The following is a 23,919-nucleotide window of genomic DNA, read 5'->3' as shown; positions in this document are numbered from 1 at the left end:
TGGTGCCGCCTGTGTCTCACGAACTTCGTAGTCGGCGGCGTTCACGTCGAAGTCGGTGCCGCTCGGCCCCTCGGGCAACCCAACGCGCACATTCGGTGCCGAGCCCCAGCAGCAGAACGAGCAGGACCGCTGCGGCCATCACGATCTGAGAAGTGGCGGTCACCAGTAGATCTGCCCGGTAGAACCCGAAGCCGACTGCGGCAAACCCGGCAGGCGCGATAGTCAGGACCAGCCAGAGGCGGGCCGTTGGCGCAAGGGTGCGTCGCTCTGAGGCCCACTGCTTGATGCCTTCCGCAAGCCAGTAACCGGCAAGTACCAGGACATCGAGCATGGTGATCCAGGCCGCCACGAAGATGTCTATGACCCAAGGGAGCATGGGCACATCATCCTGCGGAGTGCTCTGCCCAGCTTGAGTACAGCTACTCAACCTCGATTAACGCTTGCCTCTCAGCGGCCCCGACGACAGCTCTCTGTTTGTACCAGGGTGAGCTTGCCCAGCCACTCGAAGTCGTCCGGGTACTCCCATTCCTCGGCTGCGGCAAGCACATCCGGAAGGTCCTCGCGCGAGATCGGGGGGCCCGGCTGGTAGCCGGCAGTACCGCCTGGCGTGGTCCAAGGGATGTACCGGCAGACCTCGACCATTCCACGGTCGACGAGAGCGAGGAGGAAGGGCACCAAGTCCTCCGCCGGGCCGGATGCCAAGGGTTCCTTCAGATCTCCCCGGACTCCGGGAAGGATGTCCATCTCGGTCGCATTGAGCACGAAGGCGTACTCGACGTCAGACATCTCGCTTGTGCTCACCCGCAGAACTATCGCAGGCAGCGACCGCTCAAGTTACCCGCGAGCAGCTGCAGCACTCACAGGCCACCCCGGGCGCCGATTCAAAGCAGATCCGGGTGACTGTGGCCGACGCCGGACAATTCGCATCGTTCGATTTATGTTCGATATATTGGAGATGGATCGAGCCATGTGGCTTGAATCGTGTCTTATGTGATCGGAGGTGGCCGGGATGCCCGGGTCGGTCCAGCTCCATGTCGCTTCGGGGTACTCCGCCCGCTACGGCGCCTCTCTCCCTCACGACTTGGTGCGCCGGGCGGCCGAGCGGGGGGTGACCACGCTCGCGCTGACCGACCGGGACACCGTCGCCGGCACCGTCCGCTTCGCGAAAGCAGCCACCATTGCCGGTATCCGGCCCCTGTTCGGTGTGGACATCGCGGTCGAGCCCGTTTCCGGCGCTGGCAGTGCCGGGCGTGCGCGGACGCCGGTGCGCGGGGGAGCGCATGTGGTCCAGGCGCGGTGGAGGGTGACGCTGCTGGCGCAGTCCGCGGCAGGGTGGGCGCATCTGTGCCGGATTGTTTCGGCCGCGCACGCCCGGCCGGCCGACGGGGTTCCGGTGGTTTCCTGGCCGGTGCTGCAGGAGCACCTGGGCGACGGGCTGGTGGTGCTGCTCGGCCCGTCCTCGGAGCCGGTGGCCGCGCTCATGGCGGGGCGCCCGGATCTCGCCGAGCAGCTCCTCGCCCCGTGGCGGGCGATCGCCGGGGCCGGGCTGCGGCTGGAGGCTGTGTATCTCGGGCGTACGGGCACTGGTGCGGGGTCGCTGCGGCTGGCGGCGCGCACCGTGCAGCTCGGCGACCGCCTCAAGGTGCCGGTCGTTGTCTCCAACGCGGTTCGCTACGCGGATCCGGCCCAGCACCGTGTGGCCGACGTGCTGGATGCGGCGCGCCTGCTGCGCCCGATCGACCGCCGAGCGCTGGATGGTGGTGAGCGCTGGCTGAAGGGCACGGCCGAGATGACTGCGGTGGCTGCCCGCGTCGCCGAGGCCGCCGGATGCGGGCCCGAGCGGGCGGCGGCGCTGCTCGCCGAGACCGATGCCACCGCGGCATCGTGCGAAGTGGACCCCGTTCGGGACCTGGGGATGGGCGAAGCCCACTTCCCCGAACCCCACGTGGTCGGCGCGGACCCGGCCAGGGGTGGGGCGATGCGGCTTCTGCGCCGTCGCTGCGAGGCTGGCATGCTCGCCCGGAGCCTGGGCCGCGATCGGGAGGCGGTGGAGCAGCTGGAGTACGAGCTCGGCGTCATCGGGCGGCTCGGTTACGAGGGCTACTTCCTCGCGGTCGCCCAGGTCGTCGCCGACGTGCGGGCCATGGGGATCCGCGTAGCCGCCCGCGGATCGGGAGCAGGGTCCATGGTCAATCACGCGCTCATGGTGGCCACGGCGAATCCGCTGGAGCACCGGTTGTTGTTCGAGCGGTTCCTCAGCGAGCGGCGGACGTCGCTGCCGGACATCGACATCGACGTGGAGTCCGCCCGCCGCCTGGAGGTCTACGACCGCATCTTCAAACGGTTCGGCTCCGAGCGGGTGGCGGTCACCGGCATGCCCGAGACCTACCGCGCCCGTCACGCCCTGCGCGATTCGGGGCGCGCGCTGGGGATTCCGCCGGAGACGGTCGACATGATCGCGAAGAGCTTTCCGCATATCCGGGCCTGTGACATCCGCTCCGCGCTCGCCGAACTGCCCGAGCTGAAGCAACTGTCGGCCCGGGCGGGTGAGTTCGGGCCGCTGTTTGAGCTGGCGGAGGGACTGGACGCGCTCGTGCGCGGCTACGCGATGCACCCGTGCGGCGTGATCCTGTCCAATGCATCCCTGCTGGACCGGCTGCCGGTGCAGCCGACCCCGGGCGGCGACTACCCGATGGTCCAGGCCGACAAGGAAGACGTCGAAGACTGCGGCCTGCTGAAGCTGGATGTGCTGGGGGTGCGGATGCAGTCCGCGATGGCCCACGCAGTGGGGGAGGTGCAGCGGACGACCGGGCGGCTTCTCGACCTGGACAACCCCGACCACGTCCCCCTCGACGACGAGGCGACGTTCGAGATGATCCGCCGCTCCGACACCCTGGGCTGCTTCCAGATCGAGTCGCCGGGCCAGATGGACCTGGTGGGCCGGCTCCAGCCGCGGCACATGCAGGACGTCATCGCCGACATCAGCCTCTTCCGGCCCGGCCCGGTGAAGGGCGGGATGCCGGCACGGTTCATCGCCGCCCGCCACGGCGCAGCCCCCCACTACCCGCACCCCGACCTCGTCCCGATCCTCGACGACACGAAAGGCGTCGTGATCTGGCACGAGCAGATCATCGCGATCCTCGCGAAGATGACTGGCTGCGACCGGGCGGCGGGCGATGTCGCACGCCGCGCCTTGGCCGACCCCGAGCGCCTGCCCGGCGTAGAGACGTGGTTCAGGAACGCGGCCCGCGGCCGCGGGTACGACGATGCAGTCGTCGACGAAGTCTGGTCGACGATCAAGGAGTTCGGGGCGTACGGGTTCTGCCGCGCGCACGCGGTGGCGTTCGCGGTGCCCGCGGTGCAGTCCGCGTGGCTCAAGGCCCACCACCCCGCCGCCCTGTACGCGGGGCTGCTCGAACACGACCCGGGCATGTGGCCGGTGCGGGTCATTGTCGCCGACGCCCGCCGCCATGATGTTCCCGTCCTGCCCGTCGACATCAACCACTCCCACGTACAGCACCGCGTCGAAGCCACCGACCAGGGCTGGGGCGTACGCCTCTCACTGTCCGCGGTGAAGGGAATGAGCGAAGCGCAGGCGGCGCGGATCGCCGGCCACCGGCCCTACGCGTCGCTGCAGGACTTCTGGCAGCGCGCCCGCCCCGCACTGCCGATCGTCGAACGCCTCATCCGCATCGGCGCCCTGGACGAACTGAAGGGGACCTTGACGCGCCGGGACCTGCTCCTGCAGACCGGCGAACTGCACCGCCACGCCCACAACCGCACCACCACAGAAGGACAGCTCGCCCTCGGCGACGAACTCGTCACGTCCGAGCCCAGTGGCCTGCGGGAGCTCTCCAGCAGGGAGCGGATGAGCGCCGAGCTGGACGTCCTGTCCATCGACGTCTTCCAGCACCTGATGGACCACCATCACCGGCTGCTGCGCGAACTCGGCGCCACCGACGCAGCCCACCTCCAGACCATGGTCCCCGGGCAGAAAGTCCTGGTGGCAGGCGTGCGCGCCTCGACGCAGACACCGCCCATCCCGTCTGGGAAGCGGGTCATCTTCGTCACCCTCGAAGACGGCTCCGGCCTCGTCGACCTCGCCTTCTTCGACAACTCCCACGAGAGGTGCGCACACACGATCTTCCACTCCGGACTGCTCCTGGTCCGTGGCACCGTCGAAGCACGCGGCCCCCGCCGCATCGTCGTCGGGGACATGGTCTGGGACCTGGACGTCGTCGCGGCAGCGCGCCGCGACCACGGCCCGCAAGCAGCCCTCGACCTCCTCGGCCACACCACCACCGCCACCACCACCCCCGCCAACCAGCCCCCCACGACCGCACCCGCTGAGCGGGTGCTCAGCGACGGAACTGCCGGCGCTCAGCTCGACGCATGGGCAGACCTCCAACCCGCCGGTAGCCGCTCCGCCGATCTCCGCCGCCTCGGACACCGATCCCCCGGAAGCGCCGGATGACCCCCACCGCAACCGACCAAAACGAGCGAATCGCACGGCCACATATCCGGTGCAGGCACAAGTCGTCCGCTGGCGACCAGAAGGAGAAGTTGCAGCGCCTGGGCTGTACGGACGTGGAGGTCATGGAGGCCAAGCCGGGCGTGCTGCCCACGCCGAGGCTGACCTGGGCAGGGCGCCAGCCGTCACGGCTGCGCCCTGCCCAGGTCTGATGGGTCGTGTCAGGAGGTGCAGGTGTTGAGCATTGAGGTCAGCGCAGTCTTCTCGGTGTCGGTGGTGGTGAGCTTGAAGACGGACTTGATGTGGGTGTAATCCTCGCCGTAGGTGCACCAGAAAGCTTTGTTCGTTGGCTTCCAGTCCGCGGGCCCTGAGTCGCCTTTGCTGCTGTTGGAGGAGGACGACGCGATGAACAGCTGCTGGTCCTTGAGGTCGTTACCGAAGGCTTTGCGCTGGTCAGCGGTCCACTTGTCGGCGCCGGAGCGCCAGGCTTCGGCGAGGGGGACCATGTGGTCGATGGTGGCCTGGGCGACGACGGTGACCGTGGTGTCGTCGTACACGGAGTACCACGAACCAGATGACGGCTGGCAGCCGTCCGAGCCCTCTACCACGTCCTTCCCGTCGCGGGACAGGACATCCTGGCGAGTGGTGCACCCGTCGGGCTGGCCGGCCCAGACGTCGAAAGCGTCACGGGAGTAGCCGTCCATCGAGTGCGGCGTGGCCACAGTCAGCGCGGTGAGCTCAGCCCGGGCAGTGTCCAGGGACGGAGGGCCGGGCGGGTCCGCAGAAGCGGGACCCGCGGTGAAACCAACAACAACGGCGGCGACAGCCGCCAGACCCAGCGCGGTACGGCGCATGGAGATCTCCTGATGTCTGTGGGGGGACAAGAGGAAACCAGGAAAGCGCCCAACCACGTCCCGTGCTACGCGCGTTGACTAAGCCAGACCACACCATTCCAATTCCCTTACCCAACCTCCCCATCCCGGCTGGCCTCTGCCGTGCGGGGGGCTCACCGGTCAGGCGGCGACCGGACTGGCTCACCGCGGCCTGACCGATTCAGGAGCGAATTCACTCATAGACGGTGGCGGCCTGAAGGGCCCTGCCCAGGAAGGTCCAATCCCCTCCTTCCGGAAGCTCCTTCCCGAAGTTTCGGTACCAGCCCGGCGAGGCATCCATCCACGCCGCGAGGGCTTCAAGGAAGTGATCGAGGCTCTGGTTCTCCCATTCGTGCCCCCGGCGGAGGTAGTCCTGGTGCAGTTCTCGGACGAAGGCGATCAACTCGTCGCGGCTACGGACCTCGCTGTCGGGAGTGAGTGTCATGGAGCGAAGGTACCTCGCTCGGGCGACCGCTCACGCTTGACGATCAATAGGAGCATCCTGCACGGCCAGGCACCCGACCGAGAACGAAGAAGAGCCTCAGCTGCCAGACTGGGCCCATGACAACGCTCCCTGTGCGGCCCGCCGCCCGCGTCATCGCCCTCGATGGCGACGGGCGGGTTCTCCTGCTGCGCTACGAGGAGAACGGCGGTTTCTGGGCGACGCCCGGCGGCTCTCTCGACCGCGGTGAGGGCCACACCGCGGCCCTGAGGCGCGAGCTCGGCGAGGAGCTCGGAGTCGACGGCGAGCGAGTCCGTCTCGGTCCGCAGCTCGCCGAGCGCACCACGGACCACAAGGTCGGTGACGGCGACGTCCGCCAGATCGAGCGGTACTACATCGCCCGTCTCACGGAGGCCGACCTGAACCTGGCCCAGGCCACGCAGCCCGACACCATCACGGCCACCCGCTGGTGGTCGATCGATGATCTCAACTCCACCCGGGAGACCGTCTACCCGCTCGGCCTCGGTGACCTGATCACCAGCTACCAGACACAAGGTGCACCCGAGCGTCCCACCATCCTGCGGTAAGAACGACGGAAGCCGACGCCAGGAGCGAGCAGCTCCCGTCGAACGCCGAACTCCCGGGGTCAGCCAGCAAGTCTGCTCGATGACCCAGAACCAGTACTACACCGTGTAGACGTACTGGCGGCCGTACACCCGGCCGTCGACGACATAAGCCGGCGACATCGCGAAGGCGATGGGACGTGCGGGATCGCAGGTGGGCCAGACTTCCTGCTTCGAGGGCACGATCACTGTTCCTGCTTCGTGGGTGAAGTCCCATGCGTGTCGCAGCCCGGCGCGGTGGATGCTGGTGGCCAGTTCAGAGCAGGTATCGCGCAGGGCCGTGACAGCGGCTTCGATGTGGCCGCCATCATTTTCGGGCAGGTGGAGCTTGCGCTGGATGGCCCTGCCCGGCTGCGGGTCCTGGGTAAAGAGCTGTTTGCTGAGCAGACCAATCACGTACGGGATGCGCTCGCGCTCCGGACGTTTCACGGCTTGCTGGCACTTGTCGGCGTAGCGGCGCGCGAAGTTGACAAAGTTTTGCTCGACCAGCGTCCGAGCCTGGCGGGAGAGTTTTTGGTGTTCGGTGTGCTGGGTTCCGGCGAGGTCGGCGCGGCTTTCGGTACGGGCTGCGAGGAGGACACCTAGCTGGCGCTCCAGGCGCTCCAGGCGCTGGCTCATGTTGGCGTGCTCCTGCCGGCCCGCATCAATGGACCGTTCCAGGGCCTCGACGCGTTGCAAGGCCTCGTCCAGAGGGCCGTCCGAGCAGGCGCACTCCGCCATCAGCGGCGTGGCTTCGACGCGAGGTTCCACGAACGTGGGTAGGTCTCTCATGGGTCCCTCAGTAGTTGGAATGGAACCGGATTTGCGTGGCCACCTCGTGGTCGCCGTTGACGAGCTCGGCACGTACCTTGATTTCGGTCTCGCCGAACTTCATGAACAGCCGCACTGCCCGATCCCGGCGGTCTTTGAAGCGCTGCACGGAAGCAAGATCCACAGTGATGGTTGCGAGTTCATCGCAGCCGTCGTCCGTGACGTAGCGCGGTTCCGGATCGCGCGTGGCATAGAGCCGGAGCTCAAGCACATCGGTGTCAAGCGATAGAGGCCAGTACTCATGCACGACCTCGGCTTCGGTGCTGATCGACTCTCCGGTCGTAGCGAAGGCGGAGAAGCGATCCCGGCAGGTCACATTCCCTAGCGGGGACACATAGCGCTTGGCCTCCGGATCCACCCCTTCCTTGAACGGCAAGTGACAGTTCGCTCCGTAGGTGAACCGACTACGCCGCGCCCGGACCTGGGGGTCGTAGCAGAAATGAACGGCACCGTTGAGTACTGCGGTCTCCGGGTTCGGAGGGACCATCACCTTGGCGCGGTCGCCGAACCGTTCCCTGACTGCCTGCTGAAGGTAGGGGGAGCTGCTGAAGCCGCCGACGAGGAGGATGACGTCCGGGTTCTTGTTGTCGCCGCGGGTGGCGTTCATCTCCTGGAGCTGGGTTTCGATCAGGTCGAGCGTGCCCGGCACAACCGTGTCGAAGAGCGCGTGGATCTGGACCGGGGTGAGAACGATGTTGGTGGTGTTCTTCTTCGGCTGCCGTCGGGCGAGGTGGCGGCGGCCGGCTGCTCCCATCACGCGGTCGATCGCGGCGGGGATCTGCAGATTGATGTCGTCGTCCTGATCGAGCTTGACGGAGACCTTGGCTCGCTCCCACTGGTCAATCAAGTTGAGCAGCGCATCGGGGCACTTCTCCTTGATGTTGTTGAGCGTGGCCTGCCCGCCCAGGCACTCCGTGAGGTGGTCACGCTCGAAAGCCCGGTTGATGAAGTCGGAACCGAAGCGGTCGCCGAGTGACTTCCCGATCTCGACCATCTTGCCGTCGGGGTCGATCTGGTACGCGGTGATGTCGACTGTGCCTCCGCCGCAGTCCACCACCATGAAGCGCGCTCCGGGTGTCAAGAGGTCGCTGGCAGACCCATTGCCGTCCCCGACCACGTGCACACCCGATACCCGGGCGAAGTGGGCGGCAGCTTCCGGCTCAAGCGACAGCAGGACCCGGCCGTCCTCCGCGGGCAGGCCGGCGTTCTTCCCTGCGTCCCGCAGCAGGGACTTCTGGTAGTCGGTGAAGCAGGCGGGGCAGGTCAGAGTCCAGCGGACGTCGTACTCGTCGTACCCGCTCGCCTTGATCTGCTCCAGCGTCGCGTTCACGACCTGGCGCAGGAGGATCGTCATCAAGTGCAGGGTCACGCGGTCGGTGCGAGGGCTCTCCTGCAGAAGCGAAGAGGTCTCGGCGCATAGCTCGTCCTGGACCGTCACAACGGGCGCCGCAGCCTCGTCCTGGGCTCCCAGGTCCATCTTGAAGCCCTGGTGATAGTGGGCGCCCTGAGTACTGAGCTCGGCCCCCCGGGTGAGCCAGAGCAGGCGGGCCTGGTATCCCCATGCGATCATCCCGTCGTCGGCGTCCAGAAGGACGGCCGAGAGGTTCTTCGCGGTTGGATCGGGCTGTGCCTCCCACTGGTTCGCCAGATGGATCGTTCGGCCTGCTGGGTCGTCGTTAGCTGCCGAGATGACAGCCCAGCCCCCACCGATGGCATGGGTGCCGACATCGATGGCCGCAACAACGCGTGGTGTGGGCAATGATCTTCCGTTCCTGCGGACGAGAGGCTGAACCGTACGGACACAACTGTGGTCCGTCACGGTGCTGTTCAGCCGCACAGCACCTCGCCGTCGTTTCGTTGGTTGACGGACCAGATGTCGCAGACCAGGGCAATCGACTCAAGCATCGAAGGCGCGCCGCACGCCTCCGGTCACTCGCACGGAGTAACACCTCCTGTGCAACATTGCACAGGAGTGTGCAGGGTTGCACAGGCAATGCGTGGCGCTCCTCGGTGTGGCGCGGCCCGCCCTCTACTCTGCCCCGCATGAACCAGAGCGGGAGGGACGCTTCCCAACTTCGCATCCCGCAGGCGGTCGAGACGAGCGCCAGCGTGTATCTGCAGCCGAAGCGCAGCGAGACGGATGTACGGGATCGGCTCACGGCCTACCGGAACGCGGTCGCCAGACGTGACGACCTCGTGCTTGAAGCCAAGGATCTCGGGCTGAGCGAGGTGGAGATCTCCCAGCTGTCCGGGCACTCGCGCAACACGGTCCGCACTATTCTCCGACGCAAGGCCGGGTGAAAACACGGCCGGCGTGGATGCGCGCGACTTGTGGCCGTTGCATCCCTTGATCGGGATGGTCACCCGCACCCGACGCACCGAGTAGCTCCGGCGGACGGTCATACCGGGCGCCCCGCGTCGGGTCGACGTGCTCGGCGGGCCCATCGGCCACCACGGTTGGGCCGGCGCTCGTGAGTCGCCCGTGGTGGTGGCGACATGCCGAGCAAATCGAACATGTGCTCTATTTCCGTGATGGAGTCCTTCCCCGATGAACTGGTGCAGGCGCAGCGTGAGTGGTCTCGTACGTATGCGGAGCTGTCCGTTGCCCGCCCACGGAATCCCACAGCGCTGCGGCGGCGTCTGCTGCGGCTGTCCCTGTGGATCGAGCAGCACCCCTTCTTCCGTACGAGCCCTGGGCGGTCGCCGGCAGCCCGCTTCGAGCTGCGCCGCCTGGTCCGCGAGACGGAGCGAAGGGCGGATGTGTCGTGAGGAATCGTCCGCCGAGTGAGCGGCAGGTTCAGATCCGGCGGGCGATCGGGGAGTGGATCGCCGAGCACGGTGAGGGTCCGTCCGTACAGCAGCTGGGCAAGCAGGTCGGGCTGTCCAGTACGGGGTCGGTCGCGTATCAGCTGAAGCAGATGGAGAAGCTCGGCATGATCAGTCGCAGCGGGCGGCGCTGGCGCACCGTCCGGCTCGGCCGCTGAGCCACACCACGGACATCGAGGAGGGTGGCATGGCTTTGGTGTCAGGCGCTTTTCGGCTTGCGGGCGGCTGATTTCTTCGCTGTCTTCTTGGCCGTGGTCTTCTGCTTCGCGCTGGTCTTTTTTGCGGGGGCGTGCTTGATGTCGTGCACGGTCGCATCCTCGCCGCGGGTGTTTCGAGCGGCGCTGACGGAGGCGTTCAGTGCCTCCATGAGGTCCACGACGCTCGCGGCCCGGGGAGCCTCTTCGACAGGCTCGGGGGTGCGGTGCTCGGCCTTGGCGGAGATCAGCTCCTGGACCGCTTCTTCGTAGCGGTCGGTGAATGAGCTGATGTCTTCCTGGGCCATGGTCTCCATGAGCTGGATGGCCGCGTCGATCTCGTCGTCGCTCACGTCCGCGTCAGGAGCGGTACCGACGTCCTCGGGCTGGCGGATCTCGTCTGGCCACTTCATTGAGTGCAGCACGATCACGTCGTCCACGACCCGCAGCATGCCCAGGCGCTCCCGCCCGTGCCACGCAAATTTCGCGATGCCCACCTTCTCCGAGCGTTCCAGGGCCTGGCGCAGGAGGGTGTAGGGCTTGGCGGCGACCGCGCCTTTCGCCGCGAGGTAGTAGCCGTCCATGATCCGGATCGGATCGATGCTGTCGGCCGGCACGAAAGCCGCGATCTCGATGGCCTGCGCGGTGGGCAGCGGCATCTGGTCCAGTTCCTCGTCAGTGATCGGCACCAGCCGGTCCCGTGCCACCTCGTAGGCTTTCCCGATGTCGTAAGGGCCGAGGACCTCGCCGTCGAGAGAGCAGACCTTTTCGTAGCGGACCCGGCCCATGTCTTCCTGGTGGTACTGGTGGAACGCGGTCCGGTGATCCTCCGTTGCGGACATAACAGAAACAGGGATCGTAACCAGTCCGAAACTGACCGCTCCGGTCCAGATGGGACGGGGCATAGGAGACCTCCACGCCAGGCCCCGAGACCTCCAGCGTACGAATGAACGCGGGAGCAGGCATCCCGGTCCACTCCGGGCGCCGGTTACTTGTGGGCGGGGGCCTTCAGGCTCCAGCCGGCCCCGGAGCAGCCCGATGGCGGCGGGGGGAACGTGTGCCCTCTGACGTCGGTGCTCGTAAACGCCCGGTGCTCTTGGCCGCAGGTGCATTCGTAGATCCCGCTGACGGGGACCTTCTCGCCGGGCCGGAACGTCCTGGTTGCCTCATCCATACCTCCACCGTGCCCCCGCGGGAGGAACTCCGCAGCCCGGTCAACGGGCCAGACGCCTCGATGTCGAGGTGCATTCACTTCGTTCGGGTCGGAGCACCAGCAGGTCGTCTTCATTGAACGGTGAGTGAAGCCGTCGCCTGGCCGGTGTCCGGCTGCGAGGTGCTCCTCGACGGCGGTGGTCAACATCGGCGCGGCGGTCCGTTGATGAAGGCGCCTCCCTCTCCGCACGGCAGGCATGCACGCAATCTGTGTGATTAGCGTCACGGTCGGTGGTAGAGGTGCTGGTCATGTGGCTGCACGTAGTCGGTTGATCACTCAACAGATGAGAATGTTCGTCCCACGGTTAACTCCCGGGCGCCCTCCTATCGGTGTAGGGGATGCAACGAGCCCGGCGCGCAACGACGCACGCCGGGCGTACTCCGGAAGAAGAGGAGGAGTCCGTGAGGCTTTCCAGGGCCTGGTACACGCTGGTACATCCCGGCGCCCTACCGGTTGACCGCCGCGGGCAACGGAACACGAAGGTTCCTTACCGTCCGCACCGCCTCGCAGGCTCGCGCTGAGTCCAGCTCCGCTGTGCGCAACGCGCCCCGGCACCACCGCCCGGTCACCCGGCCCCCGGCCCGGGGGGCGTGATGACCGGACCGTACGAGCAGGGCCACGAATTGACTGAACCCGACGGACTTCCCCAAGGGCCCCGCAGGACGGAGAAGTTCACAGACTTCCTGGCCCAGAACATGGATGAGTTCATACGCATGGCCATCGGCCGGCTGCGCAACCTGCACGACGCCGACGAGGCCGTGATGGACGCCGCACTGAAAATGAACCTCGAATGGACCGTCATCGAGGCGCATCCGAACCCGCTGGCCCTCGCGCGGGCCATAGTCCGAACCTCCTGCATCGACTACTACCGGCGCCGCGCCCGCCTCGCCGCACACGAAGTGCCGGTCGAGATGACAGGGCTCAGCCGGACGCCCACCGGCGACGATCTGCTGGAACTGCGCGGGTACGACCGGCTCGACCGGGCACGGGCCTGCCTCGAAGAGCGCTCCCCGAAGCAGGCGGAGTGTGTCCGCCTCAAGTACATCGAGGGCATGACCACCGATGAGATCGCCGACTGTCTCGACATCACGAAGGGCGCCGCCAAAGTCAACATTCATCTCGGAATCAAGGCCCTGCACGCTCTCCTGGATCTCCCCGAACCGGGGAAGGGGATTCCTGATGCTCGAAGAAACCCTGCGCGCCGAAGCGCAGGTGCTCCGCGACATGCTCAGCACCCACGACAAGACCGACTTCCTGCGCCGGCTCGCCACGCGCATCGAGCAGCAGGCCGACCCCTCGGCTACGCCTCGGAGCAGCACTTGCCGTGGCCGATCTCCCTCGCGGCCGAACAGTCGCCCGGCATCACCCAGGAGATCGCCGACAGCAACGAACTGCGCACCTTCATGGCACGCGATCACCTGCCGAAGGAACTTCTCCCCACGCCGTTCGCCCACCACTGACACCTTCATCACCGCGGCGCCAGTTCCGTCCTGCCCAGATCCCGAAGGAGACCCCCGTGGTCAACACCGCGACCCGCCCGCGCTACCCGGCCGGCCGAGCCGTACGACACGCACGTACCGCTGGATTCATGCCCAACGCCGAGCGATAGCAGGACACATGCTGCGCGGCCTGTGCTATGGAGCCGGGACCGGCGCAGCCGGCCTGCTGACTCTCTGGGCCGAACACCACCTATGGAGCTGACACGGCTGCAAGGCAACTGAGCGGTGAGCTGGCCTCCGGCTGGTGCTCTTGGCTCAATTGCTCATGCCATTTGATCGGGGGCGGTATGACAGAGCGAGTGCCACAGACGATGGCTGAGGAGGGGGTTCGGTGGAGGCCGTGCGTGTCGTTGCGCTTGTACTGCTGGGCAGTGCGTCTTTGGTGGCCTGGCGGCGGAGCCGGTATCCCGGAGGGTGGGCTTTCGCTTTCAGCGCGTGCTACGCGGAGGAGCGCGCGGACCTGGCCGGCGCACGGCAGGAAGTGCGAGGGGTGGAGAAGGAGTCCAGCAGGCTGGTGGCCGCTGCGCGGGCGCGGGAGAGGTCGGAGAGCGCCGAGCACGAGCGGGGACTACGTGTGCTGGAGCAGAAGGTCACGGCTCTGCGAACCCCGCGCCTGGGCCCGCGGTTGAAGGAGCCGATCGGTGAACTCGTACTGCACGAGCACGCGCTGGTGGTCTCTTCGAGGGCCGGGTCGATTCCGCTCGCTGGCCTTACGGCCCGTTTCGAGTCAGGCCGGCAGACCCATTCGATTTACCTGACCCAGCCGGATGGCAGGGTGCATAGGGCGAAGTACCCGCATCTGCCGCTGCCGGTTTCGGCCGATGGGGTGGCAGACGGGCCGAAGCCCTTCGACGAGGAGCAGGTACGTGACTTCGCGGTCGAGATCCAGAACGCGGTGGCGGACGAGGACGTCTTCCGGTCCCATCGGGAGGAGCGGCTCGCGCGGGCACAGGAAGAACTGGCCGCGTCGAAGGAGGACACAGCTTCTCTGGACGCGGCCCGTGAGCATCTGTCGCAGGTCCTCGACCGTCAGGGCCGGGACCCCCGAAGGAAGGCAGCCCTCGCTGAGCTGGAAGCAGCGAGTGAGCGATGGCAGGCACTTACCGGGCGCACTCCGCCGAAGTAGCAGGGACTTTCGCGGGCTGTCTGCCCGAGGCGAAGCCCAGGGTCTTGACTCGGCGCGAAAGCTGCCACGAGCGCGGTAGCCGCGTCCAGCAGGCATGGCCGCGAAGTGCCGGGCGTCCTCCAGCTCGGCCGGGACCTTGAGCGGGGTGGTGGGCACGGTCCACACGCTGGGCAGGCGGGCGTGCTCGGGGTCGTGCCAGTACTGCGGGCTGCGGGTGAAGTGGAAGACGGTCTCGTGGGCGCGGACGACGCGGTCGGCGACGGACTCGGGCATGGGGTTGGGCTTGTCCCAGATCATCTCGGCCCGGTGGATGAGCCCGAGGCGGTCGACGCAGCCGATCGCGTACCGCCAGGGCCCGAACAGCGACTTGTGCGGCACGCTGGTGGTGATCCTTTGCCGCTTGGGGGCGTACTGGGTGCGGCCGCGCTTGCGGTCGTGCTCGGAGCGGACGCCGCAGGCGCCGCCCTGGACGGCGCCGCCGGGGGCTCCGTGGTACTTGTCGCCGAGCAGTACGAGGAGGCGGCTTGCACATGCACGGCGTCGGCGCCGACGCCGCCCGCGCCTCCGAAGGCACCGGTCCGGGGGCCGGGAAGGTCGGATACACCTACCTGCATTCGACACTCGACGACTACTCGCGCCTGGCGTACACCGAGGCCCTGGAGGACGAGAAGGCCGTCACCGCGGTCACGTTCTGGCACCGCGCCGTCGCCTTCTTCGCCGCCCACGAGATCACCCCGATTCGTCGCTGCCTCACCGGACCGCCGGCGGGCGCAGCGCCACGGTCCAGGCCGGGACGGGCGCGGCGCAGCTGAAGCAGAAGGGGCGGGGTGCGCTGTCGGCGGCGGTAGCGATGGCGGGAACCCAGGCGCGTCGCAGGCAGCGCACGCAATGGCTGATGACTGTCTGCGGATCGGGCCCGCCCCGGGTGACGGTCTCGAAGAACAACACCATGTCGGCCGCGTGCTCCGGAGAGAAACTCCCTATGGGAAAGTCGCAGAAGTAGCAGCGATCCCCGACGACGAGGGCCAGTTCACCGCATTCGTGGCAGGTGAGCGTGTGGCGTGTCACTTCCTTGAGCGCGCCGCGGAGCCGCTTCCTGCGTTCGGTGCGGAAGGAGCTGATGTCTTGTACCCCCTTCGAGATGTCCATGACCAGGCGCAACGGAACCGCGTTGTTCCGCCCTGCCTCATACCGGTCGCCGAAGAGCAGTTCCTCCTTGAGGAAGCGGACGAGGAAGTCCAGGGCCTGCCCAGTACGGGACTCCACCGCGCGGGCGCTATGGGTGAGACCGTAGTGCTGGAGGGCGTTGCGATCCTGCCCCAGGCGCTTGAGCACGTTCTGCTCGTCGGCGGTGAGGGCGACGTGAGCGATCTCCCGGAGCCGGGTGACGGCGTCGGCCATCGTGCAGCTGGTGAAAGTGCCAGATGTGAACGCCCTGCGGGTGGCCTTGCGCGGATCGTCGAAGACGAGGCTCCAGTGCTCGTCCTGCAACCGGGCTTTGAGGAGCACCTCAGCGGCGGCATTGAGGTGGATGACCGCGTACTTCAGTTCACGCGGGCCTACCTGATTGGCACGCAGGAGATCCACGACGCTGGCCAGGTAGTCGACGCCGTTGAGGATCGGCGGGAAGTCAAGCTGTTCCCGTGGCGAGTCGGGTGATTCACCTAAATTGAGGACTCTTCGGTTCGAGATCTGGGCAATCATCCGTCCATCATCTCGGAGATGTGCGGGCGCGACCGCACGATTTTGGGGGCCCCGCTGTCGCCATGAGCGCGGAGTACGGGGAGCCGGGTTCCGCGCTCATGACACTTCCAGGGCGGCCTGCGTCGCGTCAGTCGATGTCCTCGCGAGGCGCGAGGAGCGCGAAGTACGTCGCGCGCTGCTCGTCGGTCAGCTCACCGTCGAGAGCGAGGGCCTGACGCAGTGTACGGAGCGTAGCCGTGGGCGGGACGTCCCACCGATCACGGGCCTCACGCATGATCTCGCCAATATGCCAGTGGGCGGAGCTGGGGTAGTGGCGGATGTACCAGTCCAGCATCTTCGCCACCGGGATGGTCAGGGTGAGATGCCACCAGCTCGCCTTCGTCTGCTTCTCCTTCCGCCGCTTCGCGCTGGCCGCACGGAGCTCGACGGACTCGGAGAAGTTGTTGAGCACCGCGCCTCTGACGACCGGGCCCAGCATGTCGGTGGGCAGAACCCGGTCCATGCTGACCGCGACGTTCCACGCGAGCGCGTCGGAGACCTCGCGCACGGATGCCTCGTTGCGCTGGCGCAGGATCCACCGCTTCCGTACGTCCGGCCGCCCCCACAGGGTGCTCTGGAAGTCGGCGGCGAACCGGTCGCGTACCTCGGCCGCGCCGGGCGACAAGTTGTCGCGGTCACCGGCCGACATGGTGGCTGTGATTCCTTCGTGGGAGCGCTGGCGTGCCTCCACCCAGTCGTCGGCCACCGCCTTCGCCCACTGGTCGCGGCCGTTGACCGCTGCCTGCGGGTCGGGCACCTCACTGTTGCCGCGCGAGATGTAGGACCGCAGCGTGGAGGCGGTGATACCACCGAGCTCCGCCATCTCCGGAGCGCCCAGCAGCTGGCCGCCGGTCAGCTCGGGGCTGGCGACGTCGACCACGCACCGCTCCAGCGGGAGCGCGCTGTTCTGCTCCTGGCGGTGCTCGACCCACAGCGCCAGGTGGTCCAGCCAGTTCTCCGGGCCCGGGGCCTCGGAGTCGTAAGTGGTGACCTTTCCGACGTACGCGCGGGCGGGGTCGGCCCGGCCGTCGAGCATGTCGGCGACGCTGACGGTAACGGCGGCACGGGACCTGCGCCGCTCGTGTTCCTGTGCGACCGGGTCCCAGACCTGTCCCGGGCGGTACCAGGTCGCACCGTCCCACCAGTAGCCGCCGGCACGGAACAGCAGCTGATCCCCGGACCACTGACTGTGCAGGAAGGAGGTGTCGCGGTTGCTCATCAGCAGCACGGTCCGGCCGTGATCGGGGTGGTAGCGCACCGACCAGCCCAGACTGTGCTGGAGCGGATCGGTGGTGAAGGCGTGCCAGCCGCCGTTCTCAGCGTTGTGGTCGAAGCGGCCCCACATGCCGCTGCCATCATGACGGCCGACAGCCTCGATGGCCTCGGGCCCCTCGTCGAGGGGGATGTGGGAGTCGTCGACGAACGGAAGACCCGGCACCGGGTGGTCAGTGCGCAGGCCGTTGGCGAGTGGACGGACGTGAGCCAACGTGATCCCTCATTCCATCTTGAGCGCTGCACATGTAGTGCAACGCTTCACGTCCTCTGTTCTACATCTATCTCAACCATCTTGTGCAGCGAATTTCGGCCAACCGTCCCGCAGGCGGCCAGGCGTACCACCGCTTCGTCGTTCTCTCAGGACCAGAGCCTCGTCCGACAACACAAGCGGAAGGCCAGTGAATGAGCACTCCCACACCCCGCAGGACGCAGTTGCTGGACTGCGCCCCGGCGCAGGTCGGCCCGTGTGCGCGCGCCGGGAGAACTGTTGCCGCTACGGCGTGGGGGGCCCGCACGCTTTGTGACTCATGCTGGGAGGCAGTGCAGACCAGTAGGCGGCAGCCAACGTCGCATTGACTCCGGTGACCCGCCGTATCCCGGCGCCGGAGGACTTCTACAACTGCCTGACCGCCCGCCCCGACGCACTGCTCGAACTGGCGTCGACGCTGCGCTGCGCACCGACCTACCGGTGCGGTCGCGGGTCGCCCCCGCGCTGACACCCGAACGCCGTCAAGAACCACAGCCCCCTCTATGCCGGGTCTCATGACTGTCACGATCGCGGGCGGACACGGTCAGGTCCCGGCGGCCGGGCCGGGGTGGATTCCGGCGGATGACCACGCGCGGTGGATCTGCGCGGCCGCGGCTGCGGCCGCCGAGTTCCAGGGGGTCTTGAGGATGAGCGCGGTGGCGAGCGTCCGTACGGCGGGGATGTCGAGCAGCAGGACGGCCAGTACGCGTTCGAGAGATGCGATGGCTTCCTTGGGGGATCGGGTGGGACTGGAGTAGGTGCCGATCTCTTCCAGGAGTTCGCGCAGGCCGGTGGTGCCGGGGGTATCAGCCTGGGCTTCGCGGAGGACGAGGAGAACCTGCCATAGTGCGTCGACTTCCCAGGCGGGCACTGCCTTCAGGTACACGGAATCCTGGACGGTGGCGGGTGGCTCATCGAGGTCAGCGGCGAGGTTGTTGATGGCGTCGGCAGCCGTCTGATACGGGGCATCGGGGAGCGGCGGGCCGTCCTTGATCGTGTCTCCCGCGGCGCCGGCGAGCTGGTCGAGGAGCACGAGGTCCAGCCACTGCACGTCGGAGATCCACGACGGGAAGCTGGGCAGCACACAGGGCCGGTCCGGTAACGACGCCGACGAAATCATTCGACAGCGTTCCAGCCCACGCCTGCACACGGCAGGGCTTCCAGAAGAATCCCCTCCACGTGTGACAAGCCTGGGGCCCTGGTCACAGCTTTCGCGCCCGTTGACCAATGGGTACGGGTACGTACCCGTACCCTTGCGGGATGGGAAGGAGCACGACGATGTCCGATGCCAACGTCCGTATCCCCGAGGAAGCCAAAGACCGGCTGGCCGCGATCGCAGCGGCGGAGGGGCTGTCGCTGCGCGCGTACCTGGCCCGCCTCGCCGAGACACTGCTGACCCCAGCCGAGCGGGCCGAGCGCGCCGAGCAGGCGCTTGCCGCGCTGCAGGAGTGGAACGGCTACGCCCCGACCACGGCCGAGCAGCACGACCTGGACGGTGAGCTGGACCGGCGCCTGGCACAGGTGAGCGGCCGGTGAGCGACGCCATGCACATCGTGCTCGACGACACCGCGATGGCCGCGGCCGGCCAGGGCAATGTCCTGGCGTCCCGGCTGATCCACCGTGCTCACGCCGAGGCGAGCTGGTTCTTATACGCCCCGGCGTGCGCGCTCGTCGAAGCCGACCGTGCCCGGCCCGGCACCGCAGAGCACCTGGCGTCGCTGCCCGGCATCACGGTCCTTGATCTTGATCTCGGGGCCGCTCTCGCTCTGGCGCGGCAGGAGACGTGGGCTGCGGCGCACAGCCAGTACGCGGCACAGCCCACCCCGGACCGCCCGGACGGGGCGATCGTGGCCACCACCGCACCCGACCGCTGGGCCGGAGAACCGGTGCGGGTCCTGGACCTCACCCCCTGACCGCGGGTCAGGGCGCGTTGTTCGGCTGGGTACGGCGGTTGCATCCGGGTGGGCGGGACCTGCAGCCCGTGATCTCCGGGCTCGGTGAAGACGCCTCCCGGTGGTTCTCTGCAAGTCGCCCTGTGCGGGCCCCGGCTGCAGCTGATGGGCGCGGCCCACCGTGGATGTCAGCTACTCCGCCCGCCGTCTACTGCCTCTGCTGCTTGGCCGTGCGAGTCGTTGCCTGTGCACCTCCTCGTGTTGCGCTACGGTTTTCCCCAAGGGCTGGAACAGCCCGAAGGCGTGCGGTCCGCCCCGGGCGGACTGGCGGTTTGTCTCAAGGGTGCAAGCCCAGTTCCGCTTACTTTCTCTCTCGGCGAGCCATGTCCTCAGTCGGCCGCTGCCCGGGGCAGTCATGCCGCTGATTGGCTTTCATGTCTCCGCACACGAATGACCGGGAACTGCGCCACGCGGCCCGGGAGTTCCTCTACATCGATTCTCGTATGGCGCCACGAACTGCCTCGGGAAGAATCCGACTCGACTCGGCCGATGCGATGCAGGAGAATTTCCAGGCCCTGCTCGTCACGTGTCTGATGAGCTCGGCACGTCTGCGCCACCCCGTAGAGCACCCGGAAACACCCTGCCTGCCCGGGATTCAGGGCTACCTGAACTGCATCATTTCCCGGCCGGAGGCGCTGGAAATCCACACCAACACAGCCGCACGGATCGCGTCCCGCATCATGCCGGTCCTCTACAGCGGTCAACGCGTGTCCGGCATCCCCGGGCTGCGCTTGATCGACCACAACAGGCGCCGGCTGCGCCTGATCCACAGGCCAACCGGGGCGCGCCTGGATCTCATTGAGTCCTCGTGCGGGGATTGGATGACCACGAAGGAAATGAGAGTTCTTCTCAACCGTGAGACCGGCTGGCACCTCAGGGACGGACGGGAACCGCTGTGGCGACAGGACAAGGTTACGGCCATGGAGGAGCCCTTTGCTGAACTGTGGGCTCGACGAGCCTGCACTCCGCTGCGCAGCGCCATCATGACGCGCGCGATGTCCATTTGGTACAAGTCAGATATCTACCCTGCATGGACGTGGCCCCAGCCCGGACAACCGCACCCATGCCTGGGCTGGGACATCAGCAAGGGCTCTCCGAACGCCGAGGAGATCGGCCACCTCCTGACGAAGTCCGCCATCCGCATCCCGCACGCCCGGTATGAGGCAGCCTCACGGAACACCGGACTGCTCATTCTTGGCGACGGGACCGTACAGCTGCTCTCAGCGTGACAGGAGAACGTCGCCCTCGTTCCTGAGGCCGCGACCGGGACGTTCTGCGCCGGTCTAAGCACAGATGCGGGCCCGATATACCAATTACTCCGTCTCCCTGGCGAGGGGATGTATCTCAGTGGTGGATCGAGGCCGCAGCCCGCAGTACGGCGGCCGCGTGGGCGTTCCACTCGCGGAGAGTGTCAGTGGAGGGGATCGCGCCCGGGACGAGGACGTAATCGCGGCGGTGGAGCACCGTCTTCATCTCCGGCTCGCTGAGCTTCCAGCGGGCGGGCTCGCTCTGCCCCGGAGCTCGAACCGTACTCACGAGCCGATGGATCTGGTCCGCCAGGCCGAGGAACTGGTGGTACAAGTTGCTGCGCTCTTCTGCCTTCCCCATACCTTCCCCCACATTTTTGCCGCGCCGTGCACACATTATCCACACACGCGTTCGGCGACTCCAGTGGCTGGTGTTCGATAGAAGAAGAGGGCACGTCGTAAGGGCAGCGATCCCGCTCTCTGTCGACGCGGGCAGGCCACCGATCCCCGCCGACCGCTTCCCAGAGGCCTGGTTGTGGCCTTGCTGGGAGCGTCTGAGCCTCCCGCCGGAACCGTTCAGTCCGTCGTGTCGTTGACCCGGTTCGACAACCCGCGGCATCTGGACAACGCGGTGCGCCAGCTGACGAAGTGGCAGCGGAGGATGGCCCGCCGCCACGTGCGAGGCTTGCCCGTGCACCGTCAGAGCGCGGGCTGGCGGGAGGCCCGGGACCAGGTCCGGCGACTGACGGGGCTGGTCGCGCAGCGGCGCGCCTCGACGCAGCATCTGCTGACGAAGCAGCTTGTGACCCAGTTCGCGCACGTCGCGGTGGAGGATCTGCGGGTGAAGAACATGACCCGCTCCGCACGCGGTACCCAGGACTCGCCCGGGCGGAACGTGGCGGCCAAGGCCGGGCTGAACCGGGCCATCCTCGACGTCGGCTTTGGCGAGATCCGCCGGCAGATCGAGTAAAGGGCCAAATGGCACGGCGTCACGGTCACCGCGGTCAACCCCGCCTATACCTCTCAGACCTGCAACCGGTGCGGGCACGTCGACCGCAAGAGCCGGCGCACCCGCTCCGTCTTCCAGTGCACACGGTGCGGACATGCCACCCACGCCGACATCGGCGCCGCCCACAACATCAAACACCGTGCACTCGACACCACCACCGATCACGAGTCAGAGCGTCGGCCGATCCGAGAAACAACTTGTCGCTGAGAGACGGCGAGAGGCAGTGCGGCCCCGGCGTTGGGGACCAGCGGCACAACCGTTGGCGTTAAGGGTTTGATCTTCGTCGTCTAGCACAGGTGATCGGTCTGCTGCGGGGGTTCGGAGGAAGATCCTCGGCCGCTGGCCGGGGCTGATTACCGTCCGTCGCATGCCGGTGGAATTTCTGACTGATGAGCAGGCCGTTATCTGGATCTCTCAAGGTCGATAGGTGTACTGACCTGGGCATTCGCATGGCTTGCAGTGTCAGGCACGGAGGTTGTCAGTGTCGCTTGCAAAGGCCGGTCAGGCGCCCTTCTCACGGACAGGGGTGACAATCTCGTCGACAAGCCAGCGGGCGGCCTTGTCCGGATAGGGGCGGGGCAGCGCGAGTACGACGTGCCGGATGCCGGCAGCGGCGAGTGCGCGGACGTGGGCGCGGGTGGTTGCGGGGTCGGCATAGTCGACGATGATCTGCGCGGAGCGGGTGATCTCGGCGGGGTCGCGGCCGATCGCCGCGCAGTGCGCGTCCAGGACGCGGGTGCGCTCGGCGATCCAGTCCGTGCCGTTGTGGGGCGGGCCGGGGACGTTCCAGATGTCGGCGTGCTCGGCGATGATGCGCAGGGTGCGGTCGCCCCAGCCGCCGAGCAGCAGCAGCGGGCCGCCGGGTCGGACCGGGCCGGGGCCGTTGCGGGTGCCGCGCAGGGTGGTGAAGAGGCCGTCGTGATCGAAGACCTCCTCGGTCCACATGCGGCGCAGAATGGTGATCGTCTCGGTGAGGCGGGCCAGTCCCTCGCCGGGGCTCGGGAGCGGGAGGCCGTAGGCGGCGTACTCGGCGACGGCCGGGTTGGGGCCGTCGGGCTGTCGGGTTCCGCCGACGCCCAGGCCCATGATCAGGCGCCCTTTGGAGATCACGTCCACGGTGGTGGCGATCTTTCCGAGGTGGGCGGGGGCGCGCAGCATGTTGCTGGTGACGAGCAGGCCGAGGCGGAGTCGGGTGGTGCGTGCGGCCAGTGCGGCCAGCAGCGTCCAGCCCTCCAGGACAGCGCCGCCGGGGGGCCCAGCCAGCGGCATCAGGTGGTCCCACAGCCAGGCGTCGTCGAGTTCGGGCAGTTCGTCGGCCTCCTCCCAGACGCGGAGGATGTCGTCGTAGGCCAGGTGCATGGGCGTCGTCTTGACGCCGAAGCGGAGCGCGCGGTGGTGTGCATCAATGGGCATGACCATCAATATAGGTGATCGTCAGGACTACTGACTATCAGGTGATGGTTAAGATTTTGGGATGGCGGAGAATGACGACGACGGGGCCGCGGTCGAGGAGCTGCTCGGCACGCGGCTGGGATACCTGCTCAAGCACGCGCAGCTGCAACTGGCCAAGCACGCCGGGCCCGCACTGGCCCCGTTCGGGCTGGACGCGCGGGAGTTGGTGGTGCTCGCGGTGCTGGCGGCGGGCCGACCGCTGTCGCAACTAGAGGCCGCGCGGCGGCTGGGCGTGGACCGCACGACGATGGTCGCGCTCGTCGACGCGCTGGAGGGCAAAGGGTTGGTGGAGCGGCGCCGCAGTGAGGAGGACCGCCGCCGCAACGTCGTTGAGTTGACGGAGCGGGGCAGACGGGCGCGGGCCGATGCGGAGGACGCCCGCGAGGCGGCGGAACGCGAGTTCCTTGCCCCCCTTGGCGAGAAGGACGCGGCGCGCCTGGTGAAGGCGCTGCAGGTGCTGATCAGAACTCCGAACGGGCCCTGAAAGGCCATCATTCAATCGGAATGCCTCGGCGGAGGTCTCGGAGCTGTCCGAGGGCCACGGCGAGTTCGTTGCGGAGCCGTTCGTTCTCCTCGTGCAGTTTGCGGTTGGCGTCCCGCAGGGCTCTGACCACCGCCTCGTGCGACTTGGTGGTGATTCGCTGCTGATCGGGCAGAGCGGGTCGCCCCGTGGTGGGCTGCTTGTCGGCGAGGTCGCGCAGTCTGCGGCCGATTGCGGCGAGGGCAGGAAATCCTCCGAGGTGGAGGCGGAATCAGGCAGGCAGGTCACCGTGGCCGAGAGATCGAGCCACCCGTCCCAACATGCCTGCCAACGCGAGGTTTTAGGGCTTATGTCGCAGTCGGTCAAAGTGCGGAGTTCGACCATGTTCTGAGTACAGCGGTGCCACTGAGGGTCGGCCCGCACGCTCAGGGACGGTC

The 23,919-nt window shown here is 67.4% G+C and carries 26 protein-coding genes and 2 pseudogenes; 16 read left to right on the top strand and 12 right to left on the bottom strand.

Going from position 1 to position 23,919, the window contains the following annotated elements:
- Window positions 1-16 precede the first annotated feature (16 nt).
- Together OHB13_RS37990 and OHB13_RS37985 are read right to left on the bottom strand one after the other, a co-directional pair.
- Window positions 17-376, bottom strand: a complete 360-nt coding sequence (locus tag OHB13_RS37990) for a hypothetical protein (protein WP_328380602.1) — start codon at window positions 374-376, stop codon at window positions 17-19.
- Between the two features lie 71 nt (window positions 377-447).
- Window positions 448-801: a hypothetical protein gene (locus OHB13_RS37985; RefSeq protein ID WP_328380601.1), complete on the bottom strand. Its 354-nt coding sequence runs from the start codon at window positions 799-801 to the stop codon at window positions 448-450.
- A gap of 208 nt (window positions 802-1,009) precedes the next feature.
- On the opposite strand from OHB13_RS37985, the gene OHB13_RS37980 reads away from it, so the two are divergent.
- Both OHB13_RS37980 and OHB13_RS37975 read left to right on the top strand, forming a co-directional pair.
- Window positions 1,010-4,474: a DNA polymerase III subunit alpha gene (locus OHB13_RS37980; RefSeq protein WP_328380599.1), complete on the top strand. Its 3,465-nt coding sequence runs from the start codon at window positions 1,010-1,012 to the stop codon at window positions 4,472-4,474.
- On the top strand, window positions 4,471-4,683 hold the full coding sequence (locus OHB13_RS37975) for a hypothetical protein (protein ID WP_328380597.1): 213 nt from the start codon (window positions 4,471-4,473) through the stop codon (window positions 4,681-4,683). Before OHB13_RS37980 ends, OHB13_RS37975 begins: the two co-directional genes overlap by 4 nt.
- Window positions 4,684-4,692: 9 nt before the next feature.
- On the opposite strand, the gene OHB13_RS37970 is transcribed toward OHB13_RS37975, so the two are convergent.
- Window positions 4,693-5,325, bottom strand: coding sequence for a GmrSD restriction endonuclease domain-containing protein (locus OHB13_RS37970; protein ID WP_328380596.1), 633 nt, complete (start codon window positions 5,323-5,325; stop codon window positions 4,693-4,695).
- Window positions 5,326-5,536: 211 nt separating this feature from the next.
- Window positions 5,537-5,788 (bottom strand): DUF7660 family protein, encoded by a 252-nt coding sequence (locus OHB13_RS37965; RefSeq protein WP_328380595.1) that lies wholly within the window; start codon window positions 5,786-5,788, stop codon window positions 5,537-5,539.
- A gap of 116 nt (window positions 5,789-5,904) precedes the next feature.
- Here OHB13_RS37965 and OHB13_RS37960 point away from each other — a divergent pair, with 116 nt between their 5' ends.
- Window positions 5,905-6,372, top strand: a complete 468-nt coding sequence (locus OHB13_RS37960; protein ID WP_328380594.1) for an NUDIX hydrolase — start codon at window positions 5,905-5,907, stop codon at window positions 6,370-6,372.
- Window positions 6,373-6,468: 96 nt separating this feature from the next.
- Here the strand turns inward: OHB13_RS37960 and OHB13_RS37955 are convergent, their stop codons facing one another.
- Window positions 6,469-7,158 carry a hypothetical protein gene (locus tag OHB13_RS37955; RefSeq protein WP_328380593.1) on the bottom strand — a complete coding sequence of 230 codons (690 nt, stop codon included), beginning with the start codon at window positions 7,156-7,158 and terminating at the stop codon, window positions 6,469-6,471.
- 28 nt (window positions 7,159-7,186) lie between these two features.
- Entirely contained in the window at window positions 7,187-8,977 is a 1,791-nt protein-coding gene (locus OHB13_RS37950; RefSeq protein WP_328380592.1) for an Hsp70 family protein, read from the bottom strand.
- A 284-nt stretch (window positions 8,978-9,261) separates the two neighbouring features.
- On the opposite strand from OHB13_RS37950, the gene OHB13_RS37945 reads away from it, so the two are divergent.
- The 3 genes from OHB13_RS37945 (at window position 9,262) to OHB13_RS37935 (ending at window position 10,202) form a co-directional block, all read left to right on the top strand.
- On the top strand, window positions 9,262-9,519 hold the full coding sequence (locus OHB13_RS37945) for a hypothetical protein (RefSeq protein ID WP_328380591.1): 258 nt from the start codon (window positions 9,262-9,264) through the stop codon (window positions 9,517-9,519).
- A 195-nt stretch (window positions 9,520-9,714) separates the two neighbouring features.
- Complete coding sequence (locus tag OHB13_RS37940) at window positions 9,715-9,987, top strand: hypothetical protein (RefSeq protein ID WP_328380590.1); 273 nt, start codon at window positions 9,715-9,717, stop codon at window positions 9,985-9,987.
- The gene (locus tag OHB13_RS37935) at window positions 9,984-10,202 is read left to right on the top strand and encodes a LexA family protein (protein ID WP_328380589.1); all 219 of its coding nucleotides are present in this window, start codon (window positions 9,984-9,986) and stop codon (window positions 10,200-10,202) included. The genes OHB13_RS37940 and OHB13_RS37935 overlap by 4 nt, the downstream gene beginning before the upstream one ends.
- 41 nt (window positions 10,203-10,243) lie before the next feature.
- Here the strand turns inward: OHB13_RS37935 and ku are convergent, their stop codons facing one another.
- A complete protein-coding gene (gene ku, locus OHB13_RS37930) occupies window positions 10,244-11,143 on the bottom strand; it encodes a non-homologous end joining protein Ku (protein ID WP_328380588.1) in 900 nt (299 codons plus the stop codon).
- Between the two features lie 901 nt (window positions 11,144-12,044).
- Between ku and OHB13_RS37925 the strand changes: the two genes are divergently transcribed.
- The 3 genes and pseudogenes from OHB13_RS37925 to OHB13_RS37915 form a co-directional block, all read left to right on the top strand.
- A complete protein-coding gene (locus OHB13_RS37925) occupies window positions 12,045-12,911 on the top strand; it encodes an RNA polymerase sigma factor (protein WP_328380587.1) in 867 nt (288 codons plus the stop codon).
- Window positions 12,912-13,440: 529 nt separating this feature from the next.
- Window positions 13,441-14,076, top strand: coding sequence for a hypothetical protein (locus tag OHB13_RS37920; RefSeq protein ID WP_328380586.1), 636 nt, complete (start codon window positions 13,441-13,443; stop codon window positions 14,074-14,076).
- Window positions 14,077-14,591: 515 nt separating this feature from the next.
- A pseudogene (locus tag OHB13_RS37915) lies at window positions 14,592-14,831 on the top strand (IS481 family transposase); the annotation flags it as partial.
- Here OHB13_RS37915 and OHB13_RS37910 read toward each other — a convergent pair.
- Window positions 14,827-15,780: a hypothetical protein gene (locus OHB13_RS37910; protein ID WP_328380585.1), complete on the bottom strand. Its 954-nt coding sequence runs from the start codon at window positions 15,778-15,780 to the stop codon at window positions 14,827-14,829. The pseudogene OHB13_RS37915 and the gene OHB13_RS37910 sit on opposite strands and share 5 nt — an antisense overlap.
- A gap of 127 nt (window positions 15,781-15,907) precedes the next feature.
- The gene (locus OHB13_RS37905) at window positions 15,908-17,305 is read right to left on the bottom strand and encodes a hypothetical protein (RefSeq protein WP_328380584.1); all 1,398 of its coding nucleotides are present in this window, start codon (window positions 17,303-17,305) and stop codon (window positions 15,908-15,910) included.
- Between the two features lie 370 nt (window positions 17,306-17,675).
- On the opposite strand from OHB13_RS37905, the gene OHB13_RS37900 reads away from it, so the two are divergent.
- Window positions 17,676-17,810, top strand: a complete 135-nt coding sequence (locus OHB13_RS37900) for a hypothetical protein (RefSeq protein WP_328380583.1) — start codon at window positions 17,676-17,678, stop codon at window positions 17,808-17,810.
- A gap of 75 nt (window positions 17,811-17,885) precedes the next feature.
- Here OHB13_RS37900 and OHB13_RS37895 read toward each other — a convergent pair whose 3' ends face one another.
- A complete protein-coding gene (locus tag OHB13_RS37895) occupies window positions 17,886-18,425 on the bottom strand; it encodes a hypothetical protein (RefSeq protein ID WP_328380582.1) in 540 nt (179 codons plus the stop codon).
- A 194-nt stretch (window positions 18,426-18,619) separates the two neighbouring features.
- Here OHB13_RS37895 and OHB13_RS37890 point away from each other — a divergent pair, with 194 nt between their 5' ends.
- The 3 genes from OHB13_RS37890 (at window position 18,620) to OHB13_RS37880 (ending at window position 20,522) form a co-directional block, all read left to right on the top strand.
- A complete protein-coding gene (locus tag OHB13_RS37890; protein WP_328380581.1) occupies window positions 18,620-18,877 on the top strand; it encodes a hypothetical protein in 258 nt (85 codons plus the stop codon).
- 8 nt (window positions 18,878-18,885) lie between these two features.
- Complete coding sequence (locus OHB13_RS37885; RefSeq protein ID WP_327299535.1) at window positions 18,886-19,254, top strand: hypothetical protein; 369 nt, start codon at window positions 18,886-18,888, stop codon at window positions 19,252-19,254.
- A 413-nt stretch (window positions 19,255-19,667) separates the two neighbouring features.
- Complete coding sequence (locus OHB13_RS37880; protein ID WP_328380579.1) at window positions 19,668-20,522, top strand: hypothetical protein; 855 nt, start codon at window positions 19,668-19,670, stop codon at window positions 20,520-20,522.
- A gap of 115 nt (window positions 20,523-20,637) precedes the next feature.
- On the opposite strand, the gene OHB13_RS37875 is transcribed toward OHB13_RS37880, so the two are convergent.
- Window positions 20,638-20,901 carry a hypothetical protein gene (locus OHB13_RS37875; RefSeq protein ID WP_328380578.1) on the bottom strand — a complete coding sequence of 88 codons (264 nt, stop codon included), beginning with the start codon at window positions 20,899-20,901 and terminating at the stop codon, window positions 20,638-20,640.
- Window positions 20,902-21,132: 231 nt separating this feature from the next.
- On the opposite strand from OHB13_RS37875, the gene OHB13_RS37870 reads away from it, so the two are divergent.
- Together OHB13_RS37870 and OHB13_RS38880 are read left to right on the top strand one after the other, a co-directional pair.
- Complete coding sequence (locus OHB13_RS37870; RefSeq protein WP_328380577.1) at window positions 21,133-21,510, top strand: transposase; 378 nt, start codon at window positions 21,133-21,135, stop codon at window positions 21,508-21,510.
- Between the two features lie 15 nt (window positions 21,511-21,525).
- Window positions 21,526-21,756: pseudogene (locus OHB13_RS38880) on the top strand (zinc ribbon domain-containing protein); the annotation flags it as partial.
- A gap of 294 nt (window positions 21,757-22,050) precedes the next feature.
- Here OHB13_RS38880 and OHB13_RS37865 read toward each other — a convergent pair.
- Window positions 22,051-22,962: an LLM class flavin-dependent oxidoreductase gene (locus OHB13_RS37865; RefSeq protein WP_328380576.1), complete on the bottom strand. Its 912-nt coding sequence runs from the start codon at window positions 22,960-22,962 to the stop codon at window positions 22,051-22,053.
- Window positions 22,963-23,023: 61 nt separating this feature from the next.
- On the opposite strand from OHB13_RS37865, the gene OHB13_RS37860 reads away from it, so the two are divergent.
- Window positions 23,024-23,485 (top strand): MarR family winged helix-turn-helix transcriptional regulator, encoded by a 462-nt coding sequence (locus OHB13_RS37860; RefSeq protein WP_328380575.1) that lies wholly within the window; start codon window positions 23,024-23,026, stop codon window positions 23,483-23,485.
- Window positions 23,486-23,919: the final 434 nt, after the last annotated feature.

The sequence above is a fragment of the Streptomyces sp. NBC_00440 genome, from assembly GCF_036014215.1.
Taxonomy (GTDB): Bacteria; Actinomycetota; Actinomycetes; order Streptomycetales; family Streptomycetaceae; genus Streptomyces.
The sequence above is the reverse complement of the archived record's forward strand: the minus strand, read 5'-3'. Positions and strand labels throughout refer to the sequence as shown.